This is a genomic window from Pseudomonas sp. W15Feb9B, assembly GCF_000828175.1.
Lineage (GTDB): Bacteria > Pseudomonadota > Gammaproteobacteria > Pseudomonadales > Pseudomonadaceae > Aquipseudomonas > Aquipseudomonas parakoreensis.
Genome location: NZ_JTKF01000025.1, coordinates 37,595 through 59,311 on the forward strand (window position 1 = coordinate 37,595; position 21,717 = coordinate 59,311).

Consider the following 21,717-nt stretch of genomic DNA (forward strand, 5'->3'; position numbering starts at 1 on the left):
AAAATCTAGAAGGAGGGTGCCTGCTGACGGCGTTTCCATTGACTCAAGCGCTGCTGCATATTCAATGGACTATGAATCTGCTGCTGCCGCGCCCGGCAGAACAGGATCAACGCCAGCTCCGCTGTGGCCAGCGCATCGGCGCTCGCGTTGTGCCGCTCGAACACCTCAAGTTTGAACCAGTCGATCCATTCATCCAGCCCGGCCTCGCGAATATTCGCCTGCGGGCACAACAGCGGCGCCATGTCCGCGACATCCAGAAACACGTTCTGCAGCTTGTAGCCCAGGTGTTCCTTCAGTGCGCGTCCGAGCATGTGCTGATCGAAGGGCGCATGAAACGCCAGCACCGGACTGTCGCCGATAAACTCCATGAGCTCCAGCAGCGCTTCGGCCGGGTCGCTGCCGGCGGCAATCGCGTTCGGCCCCAGGCCATGAATCAACACACTGGGGCTGAGCTTCAGCTCCCGGCATTGAAGGGTGCGTTCGAACTGCTGGCTGAAGTCGATTGCGCCGTCCTCGATGACCACTGCACCGATCGACAACACGCGATCCTTGTTCAGGTTCAGCCCGGTGGTTTCCAGATCGAGCACCACCCAGCGCTGCTCGCGCAGGCTGCATTCTTTCAGTTCGCCAATGGTCGGCAGTTTTGCCAGGCGCTGTTGCAGGTCTGCCGACAGCAGTGGGCTGGCCGGCCGCAGCCACGAAAACAGGCTCATAGCTGATACCGCAAGGCCAGGCTGCTTTGCAGGCGCTGGGCCTGGCGCAGGGATTCACGCAGGATGCGCCGGTCCAGATGATTGAGGCTGTCCGGGTCGACGCGGTTGGACCAGGGCAGATTCTCACGGGTCTGGATCTGATGCTGCTGCATGCGCGTCTGTTGGATGAAGTGATAAGCCTCTTCATAAGCCGCGCCGTCGAGCCGTTCGATGACTTGTTTTTCGACCAGCTGACGCAAGCGTTCGAGGGTGTTGTTGGTTTCGATGCCATGCGCCAGCGCCAACAGGCGTGCACCGTCGACGAAGGGCGTCAGGCCCTGGACCTTGAGATCTAGAGTGGCTTTCTCGCCGTTTTTGCGCGCCAGCACAAACTCGCGGAAACGCCCCACGGGCGGGCGATTGCGTAGCGCGTTCTCGGCCATCATGCGCTGGAACAAACGGTTGTCGCCGACCTGATCGAGAATCCCGCGGCGCAGTTGTGCGCAACCTTTCTCGTCGCCCCAGACCACTCGCAGGTCGAAGTAGATACTCGAACCGAGCAGGTTCTCCGGCGTCGCCTCGCGGATAAATGCTGCAAAGCGCCGCGCCCATTCTGCCCGGGACAGGCACAGCTCGGGGTTGCCGGCCATGATGTTGCCTTTGCACAGGCTGAAGCCGCACTGCGCCAGGCTCTGGTTGATCTGCTGGGCGATCGGCAGCAGCTTGCCGCGAATCTCCGCCGCCTGCGCCGCGTCCCGTGCTTCGAAGAGAATGCCGTTGTCCTGATCGGTGTGCAGCGTCTGTTCGCGCCGGCCCTCACTGCCGAAACACAACCAACTGAACGGCACGCCGGGGTCGCCTTTTTCGGCGAGGGTCAGTTCGATCACCCGGCACACGGTGTGGTCGTTGAGCAGGGTGATGATGTGAGTGATCTGCGTCGAGGACGCACCGTGAGCCAACATGCGTTCGACCAGTTGGCCGATCTCGCCGCGCAGACTCACCAGTTGCTCGATGCGCTGGGCGCTGCGGATGGTCCGGGCCAGATGCACCAGATCGACCCGTTGCAGGGAGAACAGATCGCGCTCGGAGACCACGCCGCACAAGCGCTGATCCTTGACCAGACAGACGTGGGCGATGTGCCGTTCGGTCATGGCGATCGCCGCGTCGAAGGCGCTGTGATCGGGCGACAGAAAGAACGGCGAGCAGGTCATGTGGCGCTCGATGGCTTCGCTGAAATCACCGTTGCCATTGGCGACCACTTCGCGCAGATCGCGCAGGGTGAAGATCCCCAACGGCGCCTTGTGTTCATCCACTGCGACGATGCTGCCGACTTGTTGCTCGTGCATCAGCTTCACTGCTTCGCGCAGTGGTGTGTCGGGGCTGCAGGTCACCGGATGGCGCATCGCCAATTCGCCGAGGCGGGTGTTGAGCGAATACTGGGTTCCGAGGGTTTCCACGGCTTTCTGCTGGACTTGCTGGTTGACCTGGTCGAGCAGGCTGCTGACCCCGCGCAAAGCGAAATCGCGGAAGCTGCTGGACAGGGCGAACAGCTTGATGAACGCCGGTTTGTTCAGTTGCAGGCAGAAGGTGTCTTCGCCGGCCAGGTGTTCGGTGCGGGTCGCCCGTTCGCCAATCAGTGCGGCCAGCGGAAAGCATTCGCCGGTGGTGATCTCGAAGGTGGTTTCGGTGCCGGGCCGGGTGATGTGCTGACGCTCGCCGATCACGCGGCCCTGTTTGACGATGTAGAAATATTCGACCGGCCCGTCGGCAGGTTTGATGATGCTTTCGCCCTGGCCATAGAAGCGCAGCTGACATTGCTCCACCAGAAAAGCCAGGTGGGCGTGTTCCATCTGATTGAAAGGCGGGAAGCGCTGGAGGAATTGCAGGGTGCCCTGAATGTTCTGCAACACCGCGGTCTTCCCTGCCTGGGTGAAGGCGTCCGCTTTACTCATAACCATTACCGCAGTCTTTTTTGAATTGTTGTTGTCGGATCGTTGCAGCCATGGTCGGCCCCTGCGTGCAGGGTGCCCATTGGACGTAAGTCTAGGTTGGGGTTGCCGTTCGGCACATTTGGGAAGAACCCTACAAAAACAGTCGGAAATTCTCGCGTCAGCCTCTTGGAAAAAAATCCGACGAAGTGCACATTGAAGCTGTGCTTAGCGATGTCTGACGACTGTGCCAGGTGACTGAATTGAAAACGTAGAGAGTGCCATGTCCGACCACGATATTTTGAGCGACGCCGAGCGTGAAGCGCTCAGCGCTGTCATGCTCGAACCCGACTTGCCGCCGCAGCGTGTGCTGATCGTCGATGACGACAAGGACGCCCGGGAGCTGTTGTCGGAGATTCTCGCGTTGGACGGTATTCACTGCATGACCGCCGCCAGCGGTGAAACCGCACTGAAGATGCTCGCGGAAAAACCCTCGATTGGTCTGGTGATCACGGATCTGCGCATGGGCAACGTCGATGGTCTGGACTTGATCCGCCAGGTACGCGAATCGGTGCGGGCAGCGATGCCGATCATCATTGTTTCCGGCGATGCCGATGTAAAAGACGCGATTGCCGCGATGCATCTGAGCGTGGTGGATTTCCTGCTCAAGCCGATTGATACGGCCAAGTTGCTGGGCCTGGTCAAACACGAATTGGGCATCGAACCGTAAATCGTGTTTAGCCGCTACCCTTGTGGCGAGGGAGCTTGCTCCCGCTGGGCTGCGAAGCGGCCCCAAACCCTGCATCCACATTAATCCTGACACATCGCATTCGCTGAATTTACGACGGCTGCGCCGCCGAGCGGGAGCAAGCTCCCTCGCCACAGGGATTACTGCCTGCTTGGGGTTTCAGCCCAAACAAAAAAGCCCTGATCGCAAGATCAGGGCTTTTTCATGTCCGGCAGTCAGCGCAAGTTACAGGCCATTGGCCTTCTTGAACTCGCGACGACGACGGTGCAGGACCGGCTCGGTGTAGCCGTTCGGCTGTTTGGTGCCTTCGATCACCAGTTCGACCGCCGCCTGGAAGGCGATATTGCTGTCGAAGTTCGGTGCCAGCGGACGGTACAGCGGGTCGTTGGCGTTCTGCCGGTCAACCACCGGCGCCATGCGCTTGAGGCTTTCCATCACTTGCGCCTCGGTGACGATACCGTGGCGCAGCCAGTTGGCGATGTGCTGGCTGGAGATCCGCAGCGTTGCACGGTCTTCCATCAGGCCGACGTCATTGATGTCCGGCACCTTCGAGCAACCCACGCCCTGGTCGATCCAGCGCACCACGTAACCGAGAATGCCCTGGGCGTTGTTGTCCAGTTCGTTCTTGATCTGCTCCGGCGTCCAGCTCGGGTTGACCGCCAGCGGAATGGTCAGGATGTCGTCCACCGAAGCGCGGGCACGCTTGGCCAGTTCGGCCTGACGGGCGAACACGTCAACCTTGTGGTAGTGCAGCGCGTGCAGCGCAGCAGCGGTCGGCGACGGTACCCAGGCGGTGTTGGCGCCGGCCAGCGGGTGAGCGATTTTCTGTTCGAGCATCGCTGCCATCAGGTCGGGCATCGCCCACATGCCTTTACCGATTTGCGCACGACCTTGCAGGCCGGTGCTCAGACCGATATCGACGTTCCAGTTCTCGTAGGCGCCGATCCACTTTTCGGTCTTCATGTCGGCCTTGCGCACCATCGGGCCGGCTTCCATGGAGGTGTGGATTTCGTCGCCGGTACGGTCGAGGAAACCGGTATTGATGAACACCACGCGCTCGCTGGCCGCCTTGATGCAGGCCTTGAGGTTGACCGTGGTGCGGCGCTCCTCGTCCATGATCCCGACTTTCAGGGTGTTGCGGGCAAGGCCCAGCACGTCTTCGATGCGACCGAACAGCTCGTTGGTGAACGCCGCTTCTTCCGGGCCATGCATCTTCGGTTTAACGATGTAGACCGAGCCGGTGCGAGTGTTCTTGCGCGAGGTGTTGCCGTTGAGGTTGTGCATCGCCGCCAGACAGGTCACCAGACCATCGAGGATGCCTTCCGGCACTTCGTTGCCATCCTTATCGAGGATCGCATCGATGGTCATCAGGTGACCGACGTTACGCACGAACAACAGCGAGCGACCGTGCAGGGTCAGTTCACTGCCATCGACCTTGGTGTAGGTGCGATCCGGGTTCATGGTGCGGGTGAAGGTCTGGCCGCCCTTGGTGACTTCTTCGGACAGGTCGCCCTTCATCAGGCCGAGCCAGTTGCGGTAGATCACCACTTTGTCGTCGGCATCGACGGCGGCCACGGAGTCTTCGCAGTCCATGATGGTGGTCAGTGCCGCTTCCATCAGGATGTCTTTGACGCCGGCGGCGTCGGTCTGGCCGACCGGGGTGCTGGCGTCGATCTGGATTTCGAAATGCAGACCGTGGTTTTTCAGCAGGATCGCGATCGGGGCATTGGCATCGCCCTGGAAACCGATCAGATGAGCATCGTCGCGCAGACCGGTGTTGCTGCCGCCCTTGAGGGAGACCAGCAGTTTGCCGTCAGCGATCTTGTAACCGGTGGAGTCGACATGAGAGCCGGCAGCCAGTGGCGCCGCTTCGTCGAGGAACGCACGGGCGAAGGCGATGACTTTGTCGCCACGCACCTTGTTGTAGCCTTTGCCTTTTTCCGCGCCACCGTCTTCGCTGATCGCGTCGGTGCCATACAGGGCGTCGTACAGCGAACCCCAGCGGGCGTTCGAGGCATTGAGGGCGAAGCGGGCGTTCATCACCGGCACCACGAGTTGCGGGCCGGCGGTGCGGGCGATTTCATCATCGACGTTTTGCGTCGTTGCCTGGAAATCAGCCGCTTCTGGCAGCAGATAACCGATTTCTTGCAGGAAGGCTTTGTAGGCCACGGCGTCGTGCGCCTGGCCGGCGTGTTCCTGATGCCAGGCATCAAGACGAGCCTGGAAGTCATCGCGTTTGGCGAGTAGGGCTTTGTTCTTCGGCGCCAGGTCATGAATGACCTTGTCGGCACCTTCCCAGAATTTTTCGGCGGTGAGGCCGGTACCGGGAATGGCTTCGTTGTTCACGAAGTCGAACAGGACTTTGGCGACCTGCAGGCCACCGACTTGAACGTGTTCAGTCATTGCTTGCCTCACTCTGCTCAGCTATTTCGCTTTTCAGCTCTTCAATTTAACAATGAAGCCTCTGGCCATTTAAACCACAAACCTTCCGACCAGTACATGCCATTGCTGGCGGCTGGGCTGGGACCAATCAACGGCTTGGGGGCCTTGCTGACGGGGCTTTCAGGATTGCGAACGTGCCTTGGGCAGACATCGATCCAGCGTTATGTAGTGCGCGCTGCGGCATACTACATGATGAGTTGCGCTTGTGAAAATCAGACTAATTACGTCGTTCTGCGACCTCATGACGCATTGCGGTCACGTCGCGGAACGGGATGTTCTCAAAAAACCAGCAGATTGTTCCAGTTAAATATAAAAAGTTGTACACATAAATGCTGTGCAGCTCCCATTCAGCTTCGTTGCGCCTGCATTTGTGGCGAGGGAGCTTGCTCCCGCTCGGGTGCGAAGCATCCGCAAAAGATATTACTGACTGAAGAGGGCGTCCTGCGGCCGCCAGCGGGAGCAAGCTCCCTCGCCACAGGTGATGTTCACTTGAGCATGGCGGCTGAATGTCGGCCCTTGCCTATACTTGCCTTTCTATAACAAAAGTCATGACAAGAGGGCTGCGCCATGGACCATCTCGTACTCACTGTGTTTGCTCCGGACAAGCCCGGGCAGGTCGAGCGCATCGCCCAATGCATCGCCGAGCATGGCGGTAACTGGCTGGAAAGCCGCATGTCACGGATGGCCGGGCAGTTCGCGGGGATTCTGCGGGTGGGCGTGCCGGCGGAGGCTTACGACGAATTAGTCGATTCCCTACAAGCATTGTCGGCGCAGGGCATTCGCGTGCTGATTGCCGAGAGCGGCATCGAGCAGTCTTGCACCTGGAAACCGATCGCCATGGAGCTGGTGGGCAACGACCGTCCGGGCATCGTGCGCGACATCACCCGTTTGCTCAGCGAGCAGGGGGTGAACCTCGAACGGCTGGTGACCGAAGTGCGCCCGGCACCGATGAGCAGCGAGCCGTTATTCCACGCTGAAGCGATTCTCGCGGTGCCGCTGACCCTGTCGCTGGACGTGCTGCAATCGCGCCTGGAAACCCTGGCCGATGATCTGATGGTCGAACTGGTGTTACGCACAGACGTTTAAGCGCCGCCAGGGTTATCCAGTTTTAACGTGCACCTGCCTGTGGATAACCTGTAGAGACCGGGCGCAACGCCACGCAGGCTGTGGCTTGCCGGGAACTGATCAAAAAACCGCCAGCATTCAGTGACTTGCGCACAAACGGCGGGGATCACGCTGTGGATAACCTTGGGAAGGAACGTTGCAGGCCACGAGAATCGTGGCCTGCAAAGCTTTGTGCGTTTTTTGATCAGCTGCGCCGACGCAGACTGATCACCGCATCGACGCTATAAACGGCCAGACCTGCCCAGATAAAGATGAACGCGATCAGCGTGCTCGACGACAGATGCTCACCAAACAGCAACACCGCCTGCAGCAGCACCAGCGTTGGTGCCAGGTATTGCAGGAAGCCGATGGTGGTGTAAGGCAGGTGGCGCGTGGCAGCGTTGAAGCACACCAGCGGCACCAGTGTCACCGGGCCGGCGGCTACCAGCCACCAAGCTTGCGAGGTGGTCCAGAATTCGGGTTGTGCACTGGTCGCGGTCTGGTTGAACAACAGCCAGGCAATAGCGATCGGCACCAGCATCCAGGTTTCCACTACCAGCCCCGGCAAGGCTTTGACCGGCGCCTGTTTGCGGATCAAACCGTAAAAACCAAAGGTCAGCGCCAGCACCAGCGACACCCACGGCAGACTGCCGACCTGCCACACTTGCTGCGCCACGCCGATGGCCGCCAGCCCCACGGCGATCCACTGCATGCGCCGCAGGCGTTCGCCGAGAATCAGCATCCCCAACAGCACGTTGACCAGCGGGTTGATGTAGTAACCGAGACTCGCTTCGAGCATGCGTCCGTTGTTCACCGACCACACGTAGGTCAGCCAGTTGGCCGCGATCAAGGTACCGCTCAGGGCCAGAATCGCCAGGCGTTTGGGGTTGTCGAGCAATTCACGCAACCAGCCCGGATGCTTCCACACCATCAGCAACAGGGCGCCGAACAGCGCCGACCACAGCACCCGGTGAATGATGATCTCGACAGCGGGTACTTCGGCGATGGCTTTGAAGTAGATCGGGAACAGGCCCCAGATGATGTAGGCACTCAGGCCCAGAATGTACCCGCGACGCGGGTTGGCGGCTTGCATGCAGAATCCTTGCTTAGGCAGCTAACAAAGGAGGGATTGTAAGGAGGTTGTATAGATGTGTCGTGTCAGAAAGCGAAAAGATCGCAGCCTTCGGCAGCTCCTGCAGGGGAATGCGATCCATGTAGGAGCTGCCGAAGGCTGCGATCTTTTGATCTTGAATTCAGAACAATTTCAAAGGTTCTTCGTTGAGCGCCGACAGTTGCTCACGCAGCGCCAACACTTGATCGCCCCAATACCGTTCGGTGCCGAACCACGGAAAGCTGTGCGGAAACGCCGGGTCGTCCCAGCGCCGCGCCAGCCACGCGCTGTAGTGCATCAGCCGCAGGGCGCGCAGCGGTTCGATCAGCGCCAGTTCGCGCGGATCGAAGTCGTGGAATTCGTTGTAGCCGTCCATCAGTTCCGAGAGCTGGCCGAGGCATTCCTGACGATCGCCCGCCAGCATCATCCAGATGTCCTGCACGGCCGGGCCCATGCGGCAGTCGTCGAGGTCGACGATGTGGAACATTTCATCGCGGCACATCATGTTGCCGGGGTGGCAGTCGCCGTGCATGCGGATGTTCTGGTGCGGCGTGGCGGCGTAGACGTCTTCGACACGCTTGAGCAAGTCGCGGGCCACAGACTCATAGGCAGGCAGCAGGCTCTTGGGGATGAAGTTGCCTTCAAGCAATGTTGCCAGCGAGGCATGGCCGAAGTTCTGCACGCCGAGTGCTTCACGGTGTTCGAACGGCTTGGTGGCGCCGACCGCATGAATGCGCCCGAGCAACTGGCCGAGGCGATACAACTGATCGAGATTACCCGGCTCCGGCGCACGGCCGCCGCGACGCGGGAACAGGGTGAAACGGAAACCGGCGTGTTCGTGCAGGGTCTGGCCGTTGTGGATCAGCGGCGCCACCACCGGGATTTCGACGTCGGCCAGTTCGAAGGTGAACTGGTGTTCTTCGAGGATGGCGTCATTGGTCCAGCGCTGCGGGCGATAGAACTTGGCGATCAGCGGTTCGGAGTCTTCGATGCCGACCTGATAGACGCGGTTTTCGTAGCTGTTGAGCGCGAGAATGCGCGCATCACTGAGGAAACCGATGCTTTCGACGGCATCGAGCACGAGATCGGGTGTAAGGGTTTCAAACGGGTGGGCCATGCTGACTCCTGCGCGCAGCAGGCTGCCGCGTCCGGCCCAGCATGGTAGCGCAGATGGCAGCGGGGGAGTGGGTTGGTGTCTGGGAGGACGCTATCGCTGGCAAGCCAGCTCCCACAAAGTCTTGCACTATTTTCAAATCAGCGCAGAACCTGTGGGAGCTGGCTTGCCAGCGATTAGGGCCTGTCAGGCGCCGACGATTCCACCGTCCTCACGGGTAATCGCCATCACCGATGAACGCGGCTTGCCATTGGGCAGATGCTCGGGGAAGGTCGAACCACCGTTCTCGCCCGGGTGCTGAATCCCGACAAACAGGGTCTTCTGGTCCGGCGAGAAGCTGATCCCGGTGACTTCGCAACCAATCGGCCCGACCATGAAGCGGCGAATCTCGCCGGTCTTGGGGTCGGCACAGAGCATCTGGTTGTTGCCCATCCCGGCAAAGTCGCCGGCATTGCTTGAGTCGCCGTCCGTCAGAATCCACAAGCGCCCGGCCTTGTCGAAGCCCAGCCCGTCGGGGCTGTTGAACATGTTCTGCGAGGTGATGTTCGACGAACCGCCCTTCGGCGTACCGGCATGGACGCCTGGATTGCCGGCGACCACAAACAGATCCCAGGCGAAGGTCTTCGAGGCGTGATCGTCGCGGTCGGTGCGCCAGCGCAGGATCTGCCCGTAGACGTTTTTCGCGCGCGGGTTCGGCCCGCCCACCGGCTGCCCGTCTTCGCCGCGCTTGGCGTTGTTGGTCAGGGTGCAATAGACCTGGCCGTCCTTCGGGCTGACCACAATCCATTCCGGGCGGTCCATGCGCGTGGCGCCGACCACGCTGGCGGCGAGGCGGGCGTGGATCAGCACTTCGGCCTGATCTGCGAAACCGCTGCTGGCGTCGATGCCGTTCTTGCCATGGGTCAGTTCGATCCACTGGCCCTGGCCTTTCGGATGATCCGGGTTGCCGTCACCGGCATCGAATTTCGCCACGTACAAAGTGCCGTGGTCGAGGATGTTGCGGTTGGCCTTGGCGTTGCGGTGGTTGATGCGGTCGCGGCTGACGAATTTGTAGATGAACTCGCCACGTTCGTCGTCGCCCATGTACACCACGGCGCGGCCGTCGTCGGTCTCGGCCAGCGCGGCGTTTTCATGTTTGAAGCGACCCAGCGCGGTACGTTTGACCGGGGTCGATTGCGGATCGAACGGATCGATCTCGACCACCCAGCCGTGACGGTTGAGCTCGTTGGGGTTCTTGGCCATGTCGAAGCGTGGATCGAACGGATGCCAGTTGATCTCGCGGCTGGCCGCCGACACACCGTAACGCTTCTGCGCCGGGTCGAACTGCTGCTGGGCGTTGCTGCTGCCAAAGCAGTCGGTGAAGTTTTCTTCGCAGGTCAGATAGGTGCCCCACGGTGTCTTGCCGTTGGCGCAGTTCTGGAAGGTGCCGAGGACTTTCTTGCCGTGCTTGTCGGCGGCCGTCTTCATCAGCTCGTGACCCGCCGCCGGGCCGCTGATGCGCAGCGGCGAGTTGCCGTGGATGCGCCGGTTGTAGCGCGAGCCCTGGACGAACTGCCATTGGCCGTTCTTGCGCTGCACTTCGATCACCGACACACCTTCGCAGGCCAGCGCCTTGCGCACGTCTTCGGCCGATTGCGGCATGCCGCCGTGCGGGTAGAGGTAGCGGTAGTTGGTGTATTCGTTGTTGATCGCCATCAACGCGCGGTTTCTGTCGTCGGGGAATTCGAACAGGCTCATGCCGTCGTTGTTGTCACCGAACTGCACTTCCTGTGCGGCGGCGGTGCCATTGCCGCTCGGGTCGAATGCCGGGCCGTTCTTGTGCAATGGCTGACCCCAACTGATCAGCACCGAGGACTTGTAGCCCTTGGGCAGGCTGATGACGTCGGTGGTCGCGGCGGGAATGCTCTCGAAACCGAGCAGGCGGCTGTTGCCGGCGCTGATGCCGGTGGCCAGCGCGCTGCGGCTGAGCAGGTTGCCGCCGAGGAACATGGCGGCGCCGCACAGCGCACCGGCGCTGATGAAACCGCGACGGCTGAGGCCGACCATTTTTTCCAGGTCTGTCGATTGGTTTTCTTCTAATAGGCTCACATCAGGCTCCCTGCTTGGTTTTGGCAGCCACCTTAATGAGCGTCGATTACGCTTTCGTTGCAGCGTTTGATTACAGCGGCGTGCCGATCAGCACATTGGACGGCGAAAACTGTACCTGCACCGGTTGCCCGACGCTCAGCCCGCGGGTGCGAAGCAGCAGCGGCTCAGCCAGAGCGCAGAGCGTCTGGCCGTTGGGCAAAGCGATGCGCACTTCGCTGGGGCCGTCTTCGGCATCGAGAATGGCTTCGAGGGTGCCTTTGAGAAGATTGTGTCCAGATGTTGCCGCTTGATCCGCCGCCAACAATTCAAGCCAGCCGGCCTTGATCAATGCCACCACTTCAGTGCCCGGTTGCAGTTCCAGATGCACGGTGCTGTCGTGGGTGATCTGTGCATTGATCCACAGGCCTTCAGCCAGTTCGAGGCGGATCAAGTCATTGCGGCCCTGACCTTCGATGCTCACGACTTTGCCGTGCAGTTGATTGCGGGCGCTGGTTCTGAGCATCAATCGCCCAAGCAGATCCAGATCGCTGGCGTCCTCAGCGGCCTCCAGCACCTGTGCCTGTAAAGCTTGCAGCTTTTGATACAGACGCAACACCCGTTCGCCTTCGCTGGACAATCTGGCGCCGCCGCCGCCCTTGCCGCCGACCGCACGTTCCACCAGCGGTTTCTGCGCCAGGTTGTTCAGCTCATCAATCGCATCCCATGCCGCTTTGTAACTCAAACCGGCGCTTTTTGCGGCGCGGGTGATCGAGCCCTGTTCGGCAATGTGTTGCAGCAGGGCGATGCGCTGCGGACGGCGGACGATGTGCTGGGATAACAGAGACGGCATGGACATGGAGGGGGGCTTTTCACGATGGCGGTGGAAAGTGAAGTTGGCGGCTTGAGCCACAAGAGTCAAGCCACACACTGTCCTCCCACAAGGGGATTGTGCTGACTTCAATTCCCTGGTTTTGGTGTGCGCGCCAGGCAATACACGTCAACCCGCGCTGCGCCTGCATTTTTTAGCAGTCGCGCCAATGCCTGGGCCGTGGCGCCGGTGGTCAGCACGTCATCGACCAATGCGAAGTGCCGACCTTTCACCTCGGTGTCAGGGTTCAGCGCGAAGGCATCACGCAAATTGCGCTTGCGCGCTTTGGCGTCGAGATCCTGCTGGGCGCTGGTGTCGTGGACCCGCCGTAGCGCCTGTTCCTCAAAAGGCAGATCCAGCTGTTGGCTTAACCATCGCCCGAGCATCGCCGCTTGATTGAACCCGCGTTGGCGCAGTCGTTTGCTCGCCAATGGCACCGGCACCAACGCGTCGGGTCGTGGCAATCCCTCATCGAAGCGATGTTGCAGGTATTGTCCGGCAACGTCGGCGAGCAGGTGACCAAACGGCCATTTCGCCTTGTGTTTAAAGCGTGTGATCAGACTGTCCACCGGGAAGTCATAGCGCCACGGCACGACCACCTGTTCGAATGCCGGGGGCTCTAGCAGGCATTCGCTGCAGGTCAGGCCGGCGGCCGGCATCGGCAACGCGCACGTCTGGCACTGGTCGCCGAGCCAGGGCAGCTCGGTTTCGCAGGCGACGCACATTGGCAATTCTGCTTCTGCGGGCTCATCGCACAACAAGCAGGTCTGTACGTTTTTTAAACAGATGTAAACCTGTTGTGCGTATCGTGGTTGACAGCGCATGACTCTTCCTTAAATATGCCGAACATCCGTGTCGCGCCTGTGGGTATTCCGTTCCCGCAGCCGCCAGCCAAGCATAACCAAGGAACTGCCCATGAGCGCCAGCACCTCTGCCAACCTGCGTCACGACTGGTCTTTAGCCGAAGTCAAAGCGCTCTTCGTACAGCCATTCAACGACTTGCTGTTCCAGGCGCAGACGGTGCACCGCGCACATTTCAACGCCAACCGCGTGCAGGTTTCGACCCTGCTGTCGATCAAGACCGGTGCCTGCCCGGAAGACTGCAAGTACTGCCCGCAGTCCGGTCACTACAACACCGGCCTGGAAAAAGAAAAGCTGATGGAAGTGCAGAAAGTCCTCGAGGAGGCTGCCCGCGCCAAAGCCATCGGCTCCACGCGTTTCTGCATGGGCGCGGCGTGGAAGCACCCGTCCGCCAAAGACATGCCGTACGTGCTGAAGATGGTCGAAGGCGTGAAAGCCATGGGTCTGGAAACCTGCATGACCCTTGGGCGTCTCGATCAGGAGCAGACCGAAGCGCTGGCCAAGGCTGGCCTGGATTACTACAACCACAACCTCGACACCTCGCCGGAGTTCTACGGCAGCATCATCACCACCCGCACTTACAGCGAGCGCCTGCAGACCCTGGCCTACGTGCGTGAGTCGGGGATGAAGATCTGCTCCGGCGGCATTCTCGGCATGGGCGAGTCGCTGGACGACCGCGCCAACCTGCTGATCCAGTTGGCTAACCTGCCGGAGCATCCGGAGTCGGTGCCGATCAACATGCTGGTGAAAGTGGCCGGTACGCCGCTGGAAAACGCCGACGACGTCGATCCGTTCGATTTCATCCGCATGCTCGCCGTGGCGCGCATCCTCATGCCGCAATCCCACGTGCGCCTGTCCGCCGGCCGCGAAGCGATGAACGAGCAGATGCAGGCGTTGGCATTCTTTGCCGGTGCCAACTCGATTTTTTACGGCGACAAACTGCTGACCACTGCCAACCCGCAGGCTGACAAGGACATGCAACTGTTCGCGCGTCTGGGTATTCAGCCAGAAGCCCGTGAAGAGCATGCCGATGAAGTGCATCAGGCCGCGATCGAGCAGGCGCTGGTGGAGCAGAAGAGCAGCGAGCAGTTCTATAACGCTGCCATCTAAGTTTTTTGATGCGATGCAAAACACTGTGGGAGCTGGCTTGCCAGCGATAGCGGAGTGGCTGTCGACATCTATGTTGAATGTGCCACCGTCATCGCTGGCAAGCCAGCTCCCACAGGGTCTGTGTCCGTCTTGATTCATCTGATCTGACTGTCGAGGCCTGCATGTCTTTCGATCTCGCCGCACGCCTTGCTGCCCGCCGTGCCGAAAATCTCTATCGCCAGCGTCCGTTGCTCGAGTCCCCGCAGGGGCCTGAAGTGGTAGTCGACGGGCAGCCGTTGCTGGCGTTCTGCAATAACGACTACCTTGGTCTGGCCAATCACCCGCAGGTGATCGAAGCCTGGCGCGCCGGTGCCGAGCGCTGGGGCGTGGGCGGCGGCGCGTCGCATCTGGTGATCGGTCACAGCGGTCCGCATCACGCCCTGGAAGAAGCCCTCGCCGATCTCACTGGCCGGCCACGTGCTTTGCTGTTCACCACTGGCTACATGGCCAACCTCGGTGCGGTCACGGCACTGGTCGGGCAGGGCGATACGGTGCTGGAAGATCGCCTCAATCACGCCTCGTTGCTGGATGCCGGTCTGTTGTCCGGCGCGCGTTTCAATCGTTATCTGCACAACGACGCCGACAGCCTGGCCAAGCGTCTGGAGAAAGCCACCGGCAACACGCTGGTGGTCACCGACGGCGTGTTCAGCATGGACGGCGACATTGCCGATCTGCCCGCGCTGGCCCGGGAAGCCAAGGCCAGGGGCGCGTGGCTGATGGTTGATGATGCCCATGGCTTCGGCCCGCTCGGCGCGAATGGCGGCGGGATCGTCGAGCATTTCGGCTTGAGTCAGGACGATGTGCCGGTGCTGGTCGGCACCCTCGGCAAGGCGTTCGGCACGGCGGGTGCTTTTGTCGCCGGCAGCGAAGAGCTGATCGAATGCCTGATCCAGTTTGCCCGGCCGTACATCTACACCACCAGCCAGCCACCGGCGCTGGCCTGCGCAACGCTGAAAAGTCTGGAATTACTGCGCACGGAACACTGGCGTCGTGAACATTTGCAGACGCTGATCCGCCAGTTCCGCCACGGCGCCGAGCAGATCGGCCTGCAATTGATGGACAGCTTCACCCCGATCCAGCCGATTCTGATCGGCGATGCCGGTCGCGCCGTGCGCCTGTCGCAGATGCTGCGCGAGCGCGGCTTGATGGTCACGGCAATCCGTCCGCCGACCGTCCCGGCGGGCAGCGCACGCCTGCGCGTGACCCTGACCGCTGCCCACAGCGACGCGCAGGTGCAGCTATTGTTGGAAGGACTGGCCGATTGCTTTGCCCAACTGCCGCCGGAGCCAATCCATGCGTGATCGTCTGATTCTGCTGCCGGGCTGGGGCCTTGGTATTTCGCCGCTGGAGCCTTTGACCGCAGCGTTACAGGGACTCGACGAGCATCTGTATGTCGAGATCGAGCCGTTGCCCGAGCTTGATTCGAGCGACTTGCAGGAGTGGCTCGACGATCTCGATGAACGTATTCCTCAGGATGTGTGGCTGGGCGGCTGGTCGCTGGGCGGCATGCTTGCCTCTGAGTTGGCAGCACGGCGCGGCGAGCGTTGCTGCGGTCTGCTGACGCTGGCGAGCAATCCTTCTTTCGTGGCCCACGAGCTTTGGCCGAGTGCGATGCCGGACGAGACGTTCGATGCATTTCTTGCCGGCTGCCAAGCCGATCCGCGGCTGACCCTCAAACGGTTCTCGTTGTTGTGTGCTCAGGGCGCGCAAGAGCCGCGCGGCTTGTCGCGGCTGATGCTGGGCGGCGCGCCGAATGCGGCCCCCGAAACCTTGTTGGCCGGGCTGGAACTGCTCGCCCAACTGGATACCCGTGAAGCGTTGCAGGCGTTTCGCGGTCCCCAGTTGCACTTGTTCGCCGGGCAGGACGGTTTGGTGCCAGCGGAAGCGGCGGGGGCGTTGTTCGCGCTGTTGCCGGATATCGAAATTGGTCTGATCGAGCAGGCCAGTCATGCGTTTCTTCTGGAAGACCCCCATGGCGTGGCGGGTGCGATCCAGGCTTTTCTACACGAGTGCGGTGATGACTGATTTGTCTCTTGTTGCGCTGCCCGGCGGCTTGCCCGACAAGCGCCAGGTCGCGGCCTCTTTCTCCCGTGCGGCGGCCAGTTACGACAGTGTTGCCGAATTGCAGCGTGATGTCGGCTCACAGTTGCTGCAGCGGTTGCCGGAAGATTTTCTGCCGTCGCGCTGGCTGGATCTTGGCTGCGGCACCGGCTATTTCACTCGCGCATTGGCCGAGCGATATGTCGAGGGGCAGGGGCTGGCACTGGATATCGCCGAGGGCATGCTCGGTCACGCACGGCCACTGGGCGGCGCGCAGCATTTCATCGCGGGTGATGCGGAGCGTCTGCCATTGCAGGATTCGACCTGCGAGCTGATCTTCTCCAGCCTCGCGGTGCAGTGGTGTGCGGACTTCGAATCGGTGCTCAGCGAAGCTTTTCGTGTGCTCAAGCCGGGCGGGATTTTCGCGTTTGCTAGTCTTTGTGTCGGGACGTTGTACGAATTGCGCGACAGTTGGCGGCAGGTCGATGGGCTGGTGCACGTCAACCGCTTCCGCGAATTCGCCCGGTATGAGCAGTTGTGCGCCGCCAGTGGCTTGCGTTCGGTGAGTCTGCAGAATCAGGCGCATGTGCTGCACTACCCGGATGTGCGCAACCTGACCCACGAACTCAAGGCGCTCGGTGCGCACAATCTGAACCCCGGGCGGCCGGGCGGTTTGACCGGGCGGGCGCGGATCCTCGGCCTGATCGAGGCGTACGAACAGTTCCGTCAGCCGCAGGGATTGCCAGCGACTTACCAGGTGGTTTACGCGGTGTTGGAGAAACCCTTATGAGCGCAGCCTATTTCATCACCGGGACTGACACCGATGTCGGCAAGACCACTGTGGCAGCCGGATTGCTGCATGCTGCGCGCTCGGCGGGGCTGAGTACGGCGGCGGGCAAACCGGTGGCTTCGGGGTGCGAGGTAACCGCCAAGGGCTTGCGCAATGCGGACGCGCTGGCGTTGTTGGCTGAATGTTCGGTGTCGCTGACTTATCAACAGGTCAATCCGGTCGCGTTCGAGCTGGCCATCGCGCCGCATCTGGCGGCGCGCGAGGCGGGTGTCGCGCTGACCGTGCAATCGCTGTTGGCGCCGATGCGCGAAATTCTGGCGCTGAATGCCGATTTCACCTTGATTGAGGGGGCCGGTGGCTGGCGAGTACCGTTGGCGGATCAGGACAATCTGTCGGATCTGGCCATCGCGCTGAAGCTGCCGGTGATTCTGGTGGTGGGCGTGCGCCTGGGCTGTATCAGTCATGCCTTGCTGACGGCCGAGGCAATTGCCCGCGATGGCCTGCAACTGGCCGGTTGGGTGGCGAATATCATCGATCCGAAGACCTCGCGGCTGGAAGAGAATCTGGCGACGCTGGCCGAGCGGCTTCCCGCGCCGTGTCTGGGGCGCGTGCCGAAACTCAAGGCACTCAGTGCCGAAGCAGTGGCTGCCCACTTGCAACTCGATCTGCTGGACTAATGCTTTTGCTATGACAGGGCACTGTGCCATCAGTATTTTTGACGGGTGTTTTTCTGGCACCTCTGCTTCAATGGCAACCATTGATCCTTCCCAAGGATGAGAACTCCCATGGAAATCACCGGTAACACAGCTTTTTATGCGGGTTTGAGCACCATTCAAACCGGGCAGAATCGTGTCGATCAGGCTGCCAGCCAGATCGCCAATAATACGATCGAGCGTTCGGTTACCAGCCAGTCTTCCGAAGCGCAGGTCGATCGTCTGCGCGGTATCGACCGCAGTCAGCAAATGGATCCGGGCAGCGCCATGGCCGAAATGGCCCAGGGCAAATTTCAGGTGGAGCTGGGCACCAAGGTTGCCAAGGCTTCCGATGAAATGCTCGGTACGATCATTGATACGTTTGCCTGATTTTTTGCGGTCCCTGCCTGCTGAACGCCGCGCTTTGTCGCGGCGTTTTTCGTTGTAAGTCCTTCTCCCTCAACTAATCTTTTTTCATTGCTCGTGGCGCTTTGCAGCCCATGGCCGTTTGCTGTGTCCGGCGTTTGAAAAAAGTCATGACGAACGGCAAAAGATCGACGCTTGACAAGATTTCGGCGTAAACGTATGTTTCAAACAACTGTTTGACCGTCATAACAAATCAACACGGTCGTTCATTCCCGGTTACATCAGCAGAGGTTTATCGCTATGCCTGACTACAAGGCCCCCTTGCGTGATATTCGCTTCGTTCGTGACGAACTGCTCGGCTACGAAGCGCACTATCAGAGCCTTCCAGCTTGCTCCGAAGCAACGCCGGACATGGTTGACGCCATCCTCGAAGAAGGCGCCAAGTTTTGTGAGCAGGTATTGGCACCGCTGAACCGCGTGGGCGACCTCGAAGGCTGCACCTGGAGCGAGTCCGGTGTGAAAACCCCGACTGGCTTCAAAGAGGCTTACAAGCAATTCGTCGAAGGCGGCTGGCCGAGCTTGGCGCACGACGTCGAGCACGGCGGTCAGGGCCTGCCGGAGTCGCTGGGTCTGGCTGTGAGCGAAATGGTCGGTGAAGCCAACTGGTCGTGGGGCATGTACCCGGGCCTGTCGCACGGCGCGATGAACACCATCTCCGAGCACGGCACCCCTGAGCAGCAAGAAGCCTATTTGACCAAACTGGTTTCCGGCGAGTGGACCGGCACCATGTGCCTGACCGAACCGCACTGCGGCACCGACCTGGGCATGCTGCGCACCAAGGCCGAACCTCAGGCCGATGGCTCCTACAAGGTTTCCGGGACCAAGATCTTCATCTCGGCCGGTGAACACGACATGGCCGACAACATCGTCCACATCGTACTGGCCCGCCTGCCGGACGCACCGGCTGGCACCAAAGGCATTTCCCTGTTCATCGTTCCAAAATTCCTGCCGAACGCCGATGGCACCATCGGTGCGCGTAACGCAGTGAGCTGCGGCTCGCTGGAACACAAGATGGGCATTCACGGCAACGCCACTTGCGTGATGAACTTCGACGGTGCCACCGGTTTCCTGATCGGCCCGGCGAACAAAGGCCTGAACTGCATGTTCACCTTCATGAACACCGCACGTCTGGGTACCGCGCTGCAAGGTCTGGCCCACGCCGAAATCGGCTTCCAGGGCGGCCTGAAATATGCTCGTGATCGTCTGCAAATGCGCTCTCTGACTGGCCCGAAAGCGCCGGACAAGGCCGCTGACCCGATCATCGTGCACCCTGACGTACGTCGCATGCTGCTGACCATGAAGGCCTTCGCCGAAGGCAACCGCGCGATGGTGTACTTCACCGCCAAACAGGTCGACATCGTCAAGTACGGCGTCGACGAAGAAGAGAAGAAGAAGGCCGACGCACTGCTGGCGTTCATGACGCCGATCGCCAAGGCGTTCATGACCGAAGTCGGTTTCGAAGCCGCCAACCACGGCGTGCAGATCTACGGTGGTCACGGTTTCATCGCCGAGTGGGGCATGGAGCAGAACGTTCGCGACAGCCGCATTTCGATGCTGTACGAAGGCACCACCGGTATCCAGGCACTCGACCTGCTGGGCCGTAAAGTGCTGATGACTCAAGGCGAGGCTCTGAAAGGCTTCACCAAGATCGTTCACAAGTTCTGCCAGAACAACGAAGGCAACGAAGCCGTCAAAGAATTCGTTGCACCGCTGGCTGCACTGAACAAGGAATGGGGCGAGCTGACCATGAAGGTCGGTATGGCAGCCATGAAAGACCGTGAAGAAGTCGGCGCGGCCTCCGTGGACTACCTGATGTACTCCGGTTACGCCTGCCTGGCCTACTTCTGGGCTGACATGGCGCGCCTGGCTGCTGAAAAACTGGCTGCCGGCACCACCGACGAGGCGTTCTACACCGCCAAGCTGCAAACCGCGCGCTTCTACTTCCAGCGCATCCTGCCACGTACCCGTACCCACGTGGCCACCATGCTGTCGGGCGCCAATAACCTGATGGACATGAAAGAAGAAGACTTCGCACTGGGCTACTAAGCCTCAACGCGGTCTGACCAAACCGCTGCTCTTCCGGGGGCAGCGGTTTTTTTTGTTGCTGAATCGCTCAGCAACCCGGCTTTTCTGCCGTTAAAGAGACTGCCTGTGATCTGGATCACATTGTGTGTGCTTAACTGGCCACATTGCAGGCACAATGCCATCTCTTTGATATGACGGGTCGGAGCTTTACCCTTGCCGCGTTCTTCCGCTGTACGTTTCAGTCATTTCCTGCCTTCACTGCTGTTATTGCTCGCGGGGTTGGCGGCTGCGTACGTCAAAGACCTCAATGTGTTCTTCACTTCGCTGTTCAACGTGCTGCCGACCCTGGTGCTGCTGTTGGGCGGCGCTTACTGTGCGGTTTACCGACGTCAGCGCGAACTGTTTCTGATGCTCACGGTGTACATCGCCTACTTTCTGCTCGACACCCAGACTGACTATTACCGCGATAACGGCAAAGTGCGCGAAGACGCCGCGGTGGTGTTTCATCTGGTCTGTCTGCTGTTGCCGCTGTTGTTCGGCCTGTTCGCCGCGTGGCAAGAGCGCACCCATCTGTTTCAGGACATGGTCGCGCGGTTCGCCGTGCTGCTGGCCTTTGGCAGCGTCGCCCTCGGTCTTGAGCAAAGTTATCCCCAGGCGTTGCTGATGTGGCTCTCGGAAATCCGCTGGCCTGCGCTGCACGGCGCCTGGATGAGCCTGATCCAGATGTCCTATCCGGTGTTTCTCTCGGCGTTCCTGCTGCTGGCCTGGCAATACTGGCGCAACCCGCGCCCGTTGCATGCGGCGCAACTGGTCGGCTTGCTCGGGTTGTTCTGGATGCTGCCGAAAACCTTCATCCTGCCGTTCACCCTGAACATCATGTGCAGTCAGGTGATGCTGATGATTGCCGCCGCCGTGGCGCATGAGGCCTACCAAATGGCCTTTCGCGATGAGCTCACTGGTTTGCCGGGGCGGCGCGCGCTTAATGAGCGCATGCAGCGCCTGGGTCGCAATTATGTGTTGGCGATGAGCGACGTCGATCACTTCAAGAAATTCAACGACACTCACGGTCATGACGTTGGTGATCAGGTGCTGCGCCTGGTCGCGAGCAAACTGTCGAAAATCAGCGGTGGCGGTAGGGCATATCGCTATGGCGGTGAGGAATTCGCCTTGGTGTTTGCGGGCAAAACCCTTGAGGAATGCATGCCGCACCTGGAAGTGATCCGCGAGTCGATTGCTTCCTACAACATTCAGCTGCGTAATCAGGAAAACCGTCCGCAAGATGACCAGCAAGGTCGCCAGCGGCGTGGCGGCAGCGGTGCTTCCAGTGTCTCGGTCACGGTCAGTATCGGTGTTGCCGAACGCGTCGAGCAGCGAACGCCGGAAGAAGTCCTCAAGTCTGCCGACCAGGCGTTGTACAGCGCCAAGGGCGCCGGGCGTAACTGCGTCATGGCGTTCGGTCAGAACCGTCGCGGCGCGGTGCGCATGGACAGCGCCGCGGGCTGAGTCAAGCCACACGCCATCGCTCAAAAGCCCGCTGATTGCGGGCTTTGTTTTATCGCTGAATGCTAGTGACCAAAAATAACAAATCAGTCACCGGTTGACCCTATGTGTCGCAAAAGTTGTTGAGGTACACTCGGCCTCAACGAAAACACTCTTCCAC

General features: G+C 60.5%; 18 protein-coding genes. 10 read left to right on the forward strand and 8 right to left on the reverse strand.

All coding sequences use genetic code 11. The annotated features are described in order from the left end of the window. Nucleotides 1-5: 5 nt before the first annotated feature. Both OC71_RS13625 and OC71_RS13630 read right to left on the reverse strand, forming a co-directional pair. Nucleotides 6-713 carry a PolC-type DNA polymerase III gene (locus OC71_RS13625; protein WP_041069947.1) on the reverse strand — a complete coding sequence of 236 codons (708 nt, stop codon included), beginning with the start codon at nucleotides 711-713 and terminating at the stop codon, nucleotides 6-8. Further along, nucleotides 710-2,644 carry a putative nucleotidyltransferase substrate binding domain-containing protein gene (locus OC71_RS13630; protein WP_302480352.1) on the reverse strand — a complete coding sequence of 645 codons (1,935 nt, stop codon included), beginning with the start codon at nucleotides 2,642-2,644 and terminating at the stop codon, nucleotides 710-712. Before OC71_RS13630 ends, OC71_RS13625 begins: the two co-directional genes overlap by 4 nt. Before the next feature lie 259 nt (nucleotides 2,645-2,903). Between OC71_RS13630 and OC71_RS13635 the strand changes: the two genes are divergently transcribed. Further along, entirely contained in the window at nucleotides 2,904-3,350 is a 447-nt protein-coding gene (locus OC71_RS13635) for a response regulator (protein ID WP_041069952.1), read from the forward strand. Between the two features lie 243 nt (nucleotides 3,351-3,593). On the opposite strand, the gene OC71_RS13640 is transcribed toward OC71_RS13635, so the two are convergent. After that, nucleotides 3,594-5,771: a malate synthase G gene (locus tag OC71_RS13640; RefSeq protein WP_041069955.1), complete on the reverse strand. Its 2,178-nt coding sequence runs from the start codon at nucleotides 5,769-5,771 to the stop codon at nucleotides 3,594-3,596. Nucleotides 5,772-6,377: 606 nt separating this feature from the next. On the opposite strand from OC71_RS13640, the gene OC71_RS13645 reads away from it, so the two are divergent. Beyond that, nucleotides 6,378-6,896, forward strand: a complete 519-nt coding sequence (locus OC71_RS13645; RefSeq protein ID WP_007966538.1) for a glycine cleavage system protein R — start codon at nucleotides 6,378-6,380, stop codon at nucleotides 6,894-6,896. 223 nt (nucleotides 6,897-7,119) lie between these two features. Here the strand turns inward: OC71_RS13645 and rarD are convergent, their stop codons facing one another. From rarD to OC71_RS13670, 5 genes are all read right to left on the reverse strand, one after another. After that, nucleotides 7,120-8,007, reverse strand: a complete 888-nt coding sequence (rarD, locus tag OC71_RS13650) for an EamA family transporter RarD (RefSeq protein WP_041069958.1) — start codon at nucleotides 8,005-8,007, stop codon at nucleotides 7,120-7,122. Between the two features lie 160 nt (nucleotides 8,008-8,167). Then, nucleotides 8,168-9,142: a serine/threonine protein kinase gene (locus OC71_RS13655; RefSeq protein ID WP_041069960.1), complete on the reverse strand. Its 975-nt coding sequence runs from the start codon at nucleotides 9,140-9,142 to the stop codon at nucleotides 8,168-8,170. A 183-nt stretch (nucleotides 9,143-9,325) separates the two neighbouring features. Then, a complete protein-coding gene (locus OC71_RS13660) occupies nucleotides 9,326-11,227 on the reverse strand; it encodes a PhoX family phosphatase (protein ID WP_041069962.1) in 1,902 nt (633 codons plus the stop codon). Between the two features lie 70 nt (nucleotides 11,228-11,297). Further along, nucleotides 11,298-12,062: a TOBE domain-containing protein gene (locus tag OC71_RS13665; protein WP_041069964.1), complete on the reverse strand. Its 765-nt coding sequence runs from the start codon at nucleotides 12,060-12,062 to the stop codon at nucleotides 11,298-11,300. 101 nt (nucleotides 12,063-12,163) lie between these two features. Beyond that, nucleotides 12,164-12,898 carry a ComF family protein gene (locus OC71_RS13670; protein WP_041069967.1) on the reverse strand — a complete coding sequence of 245 codons (735 nt, stop codon included), beginning with the start codon at nucleotides 12,896-12,898 and terminating at the stop codon, nucleotides 12,164-12,166. A 91-nt stretch (nucleotides 12,899-12,989) separates the two neighbouring features. Between OC71_RS13670 and bioB the strand changes: the two genes are divergently transcribed. The 8 genes from bioB (at nucleotide 12,990) to OC71_RS13710 (ending at nucleotide 21,560) form a co-directional block, all read left to right on the forward strand. Further along, complete coding sequence (gene bioB / locus OC71_RS13675) at nucleotides 12,990-14,045, forward strand: biotin synthase BioB (protein WP_041069969.1); 1,056 nt, start codon at nucleotides 12,990-12,992, stop codon at nucleotides 14,043-14,045. A gap of 161 nt (nucleotides 14,046-14,206) precedes the next feature. Next, on the forward strand, nucleotides 14,207-15,385 hold the full coding sequence (gene bioF / locus OC71_RS13680) for an 8-amino-7-oxononanoate synthase (RefSeq protein WP_041069972.1): 1,179 nt from the start codon (nucleotides 14,207-14,209) through the stop codon (nucleotides 15,383-15,385). Beyond that, on the forward strand, nucleotides 15,378-16,109 hold the full coding sequence (locus OC71_RS13685; RefSeq protein ID WP_041069975.1) for an alpha/beta fold hydrolase: 732 nt from the start codon (nucleotides 15,378-15,380) through the stop codon (nucleotides 16,107-16,109). Before bioF ends, OC71_RS13685 begins: the two co-directional genes overlap by 8 nt. Beyond that, entirely contained in the window at nucleotides 16,102-16,914 is an 813-nt protein-coding gene (gene bioC, locus OC71_RS13690; protein ID WP_041069977.1) for a malonyl-ACP O-methyltransferase BioC, read from the forward strand. The genes OC71_RS13685 and bioC overlap by 8 nt, the downstream gene beginning before the upstream one ends. After that, the gene (bioD, locus tag OC71_RS13695; RefSeq protein ID WP_041069980.1) at nucleotides 16,911-17,591 is read left to right on the forward strand and encodes a dethiobiotin synthase; all 681 of its coding nucleotides are present in this window, start codon (nucleotides 16,911-16,913) and stop codon (nucleotides 17,589-17,591) included. The genes bioC and bioD overlap by 4 nt, the downstream gene beginning before the upstream one ends. 108 nt (nucleotides 17,592-17,699) lie before the next feature. Further along, the gene (locus OC71_RS13700; RefSeq protein WP_041069983.1) at nucleotides 17,700-17,996 is read left to right on the forward strand and encodes a hypothetical protein; all 297 of its coding nucleotides are present in this window, start codon (nucleotides 17,700-17,702) and stop codon (nucleotides 17,994-17,996) included. Nucleotides 17,997-18,272: 276 nt separating this feature from the next. Continuing rightward, complete coding sequence (locus tag OC71_RS13705) at nucleotides 18,273-20,078, forward strand: phenylacyl-CoA dehydrogenase (RefSeq protein ID WP_041069986.1); 1,806 nt, start codon at nucleotides 18,273-18,275, stop codon at nucleotides 20,076-20,078. A gap of 192 nt (nucleotides 20,079-20,270) precedes the next feature. Continuing rightward, entirely contained in the window at nucleotides 20,271-21,560 is a 1,290-nt protein-coding gene (locus tag OC71_RS13710) for a GGDEF domain-containing protein (protein ID WP_041069989.1), read from the forward strand. Nucleotides 21,561-21,717 lie beyond the last annotated feature (157 nt).

What these genes read in the sequence shown, in the direction of transcription:
- OC71_RS13625 (WP_041069947.1), bottom strand. Translation starts at nt 713, where the DNA reads ATGAGCCTGTTTTCGTGGCTGCGGCCGGCCAGCCCACTGCTGTCGGCA.
- OC71_RS13630 (WP_302480352.1), bottom strand. Translation starts at nt 2,644, where the DNA reads ATGAGTAAAGCGGACGCCTTCACCCAGGCAGGGAAGACCGCGGTGTTG.
- OC71_RS13635 (WP_041069952.1), top strand. Translation starts at nt 2,904, where the DNA reads ATGTCCGACCACGATATTTTGAGCGACGCCGAGCGTGAAGCGCTCAGC.
- OC71_RS13640 (WP_041069955.1), bottom strand. Translation starts at nt 5,771, where the DNA reads ATGACTGAACACGTTCAAGTCGGTGGCCTGCAGGTCGCCAAAGTCCTG.
- OC71_RS13645 (WP_007966538.1), top strand. Translation starts at nt 6,378, where the DNA reads ATGGACCATCTCGTACTCACTGTGTTTGCTCCGGACAAGCCCGGGCAG.
- rarD (WP_041069958.1), bottom strand. Translation starts at nt 8,007, where the DNA reads ATGCAAGCCGCCAACCCGCGTCGCGGGTACATTCTGGGCCTGAGTGCC.
- OC71_RS13655 (WP_041069960.1), bottom strand. Translation starts at nt 9,142, where the DNA reads ATGGCCCACCCGTTTGAAACCCTTACACCCGATCTCGTGCTCGATGCC.
- OC71_RS13665 (WP_041069964.1), bottom strand. Translation starts at nt 12,062, where the DNA reads ATGTCCATGCCGTCTCTGTTATCCCAGCACATCGTCCGCCGTCCGCAG.
- OC71_RS13670 (WP_041069967.1), bottom strand. Translation starts at nt 12,898, where the DNA reads ATGCGCTGTCAACCACGATACGCACAACAGGTTTACATCTGTTTAAAA.
- bioB (WP_041069969.1), top strand. Translation starts at nt 12,990, where the DNA reads ATGAGCGCCAGCACCTCTGCCAACCTGCGTCACGACTGGTCTTTAGCC.
- bioF (WP_041069972.1), top strand. Translation starts at nt 14,207, where the DNA reads ATGTCTTTCGATCTCGCCGCACGCCTTGCTGCCCGCCGTGCCGAAAAT.
- OC71_RS13685 (WP_041069975.1), top strand. Translation starts at nt 15,378, where the DNA reads ATGCGTGATCGTCTGATTCTGCTGCCGGGCTGGGGCCTTGGTATTTCG.
- bioC (WP_041069977.1), top strand. Translation starts at nt 16,102, where the DNA reads ATGACTGATTTGTCTCTTGTTGCGCTGCCCGGCGGCTTGCCCGACAAG.
- bioD (WP_041069980.1), top strand. Translation starts at nt 16,911, where the DNA reads ATGAGCGCAGCCTATTTCATCACCGGGACTGACACCGATGTCGGCAAG.
- OC71_RS13700 (WP_041069983.1), top strand. Translation starts at nt 17,700, where the DNA reads ATGGAAATCACCGGTAACACAGCTTTTTATGCGGGTTTGAGCACCATT.
- OC71_RS13705 (WP_041069986.1), top strand. Translation starts at nt 18,273, where the DNA reads ATGCCTGACTACAAGGCCCCCTTGCGTGATATTCGCTTCGTTCGTGAC.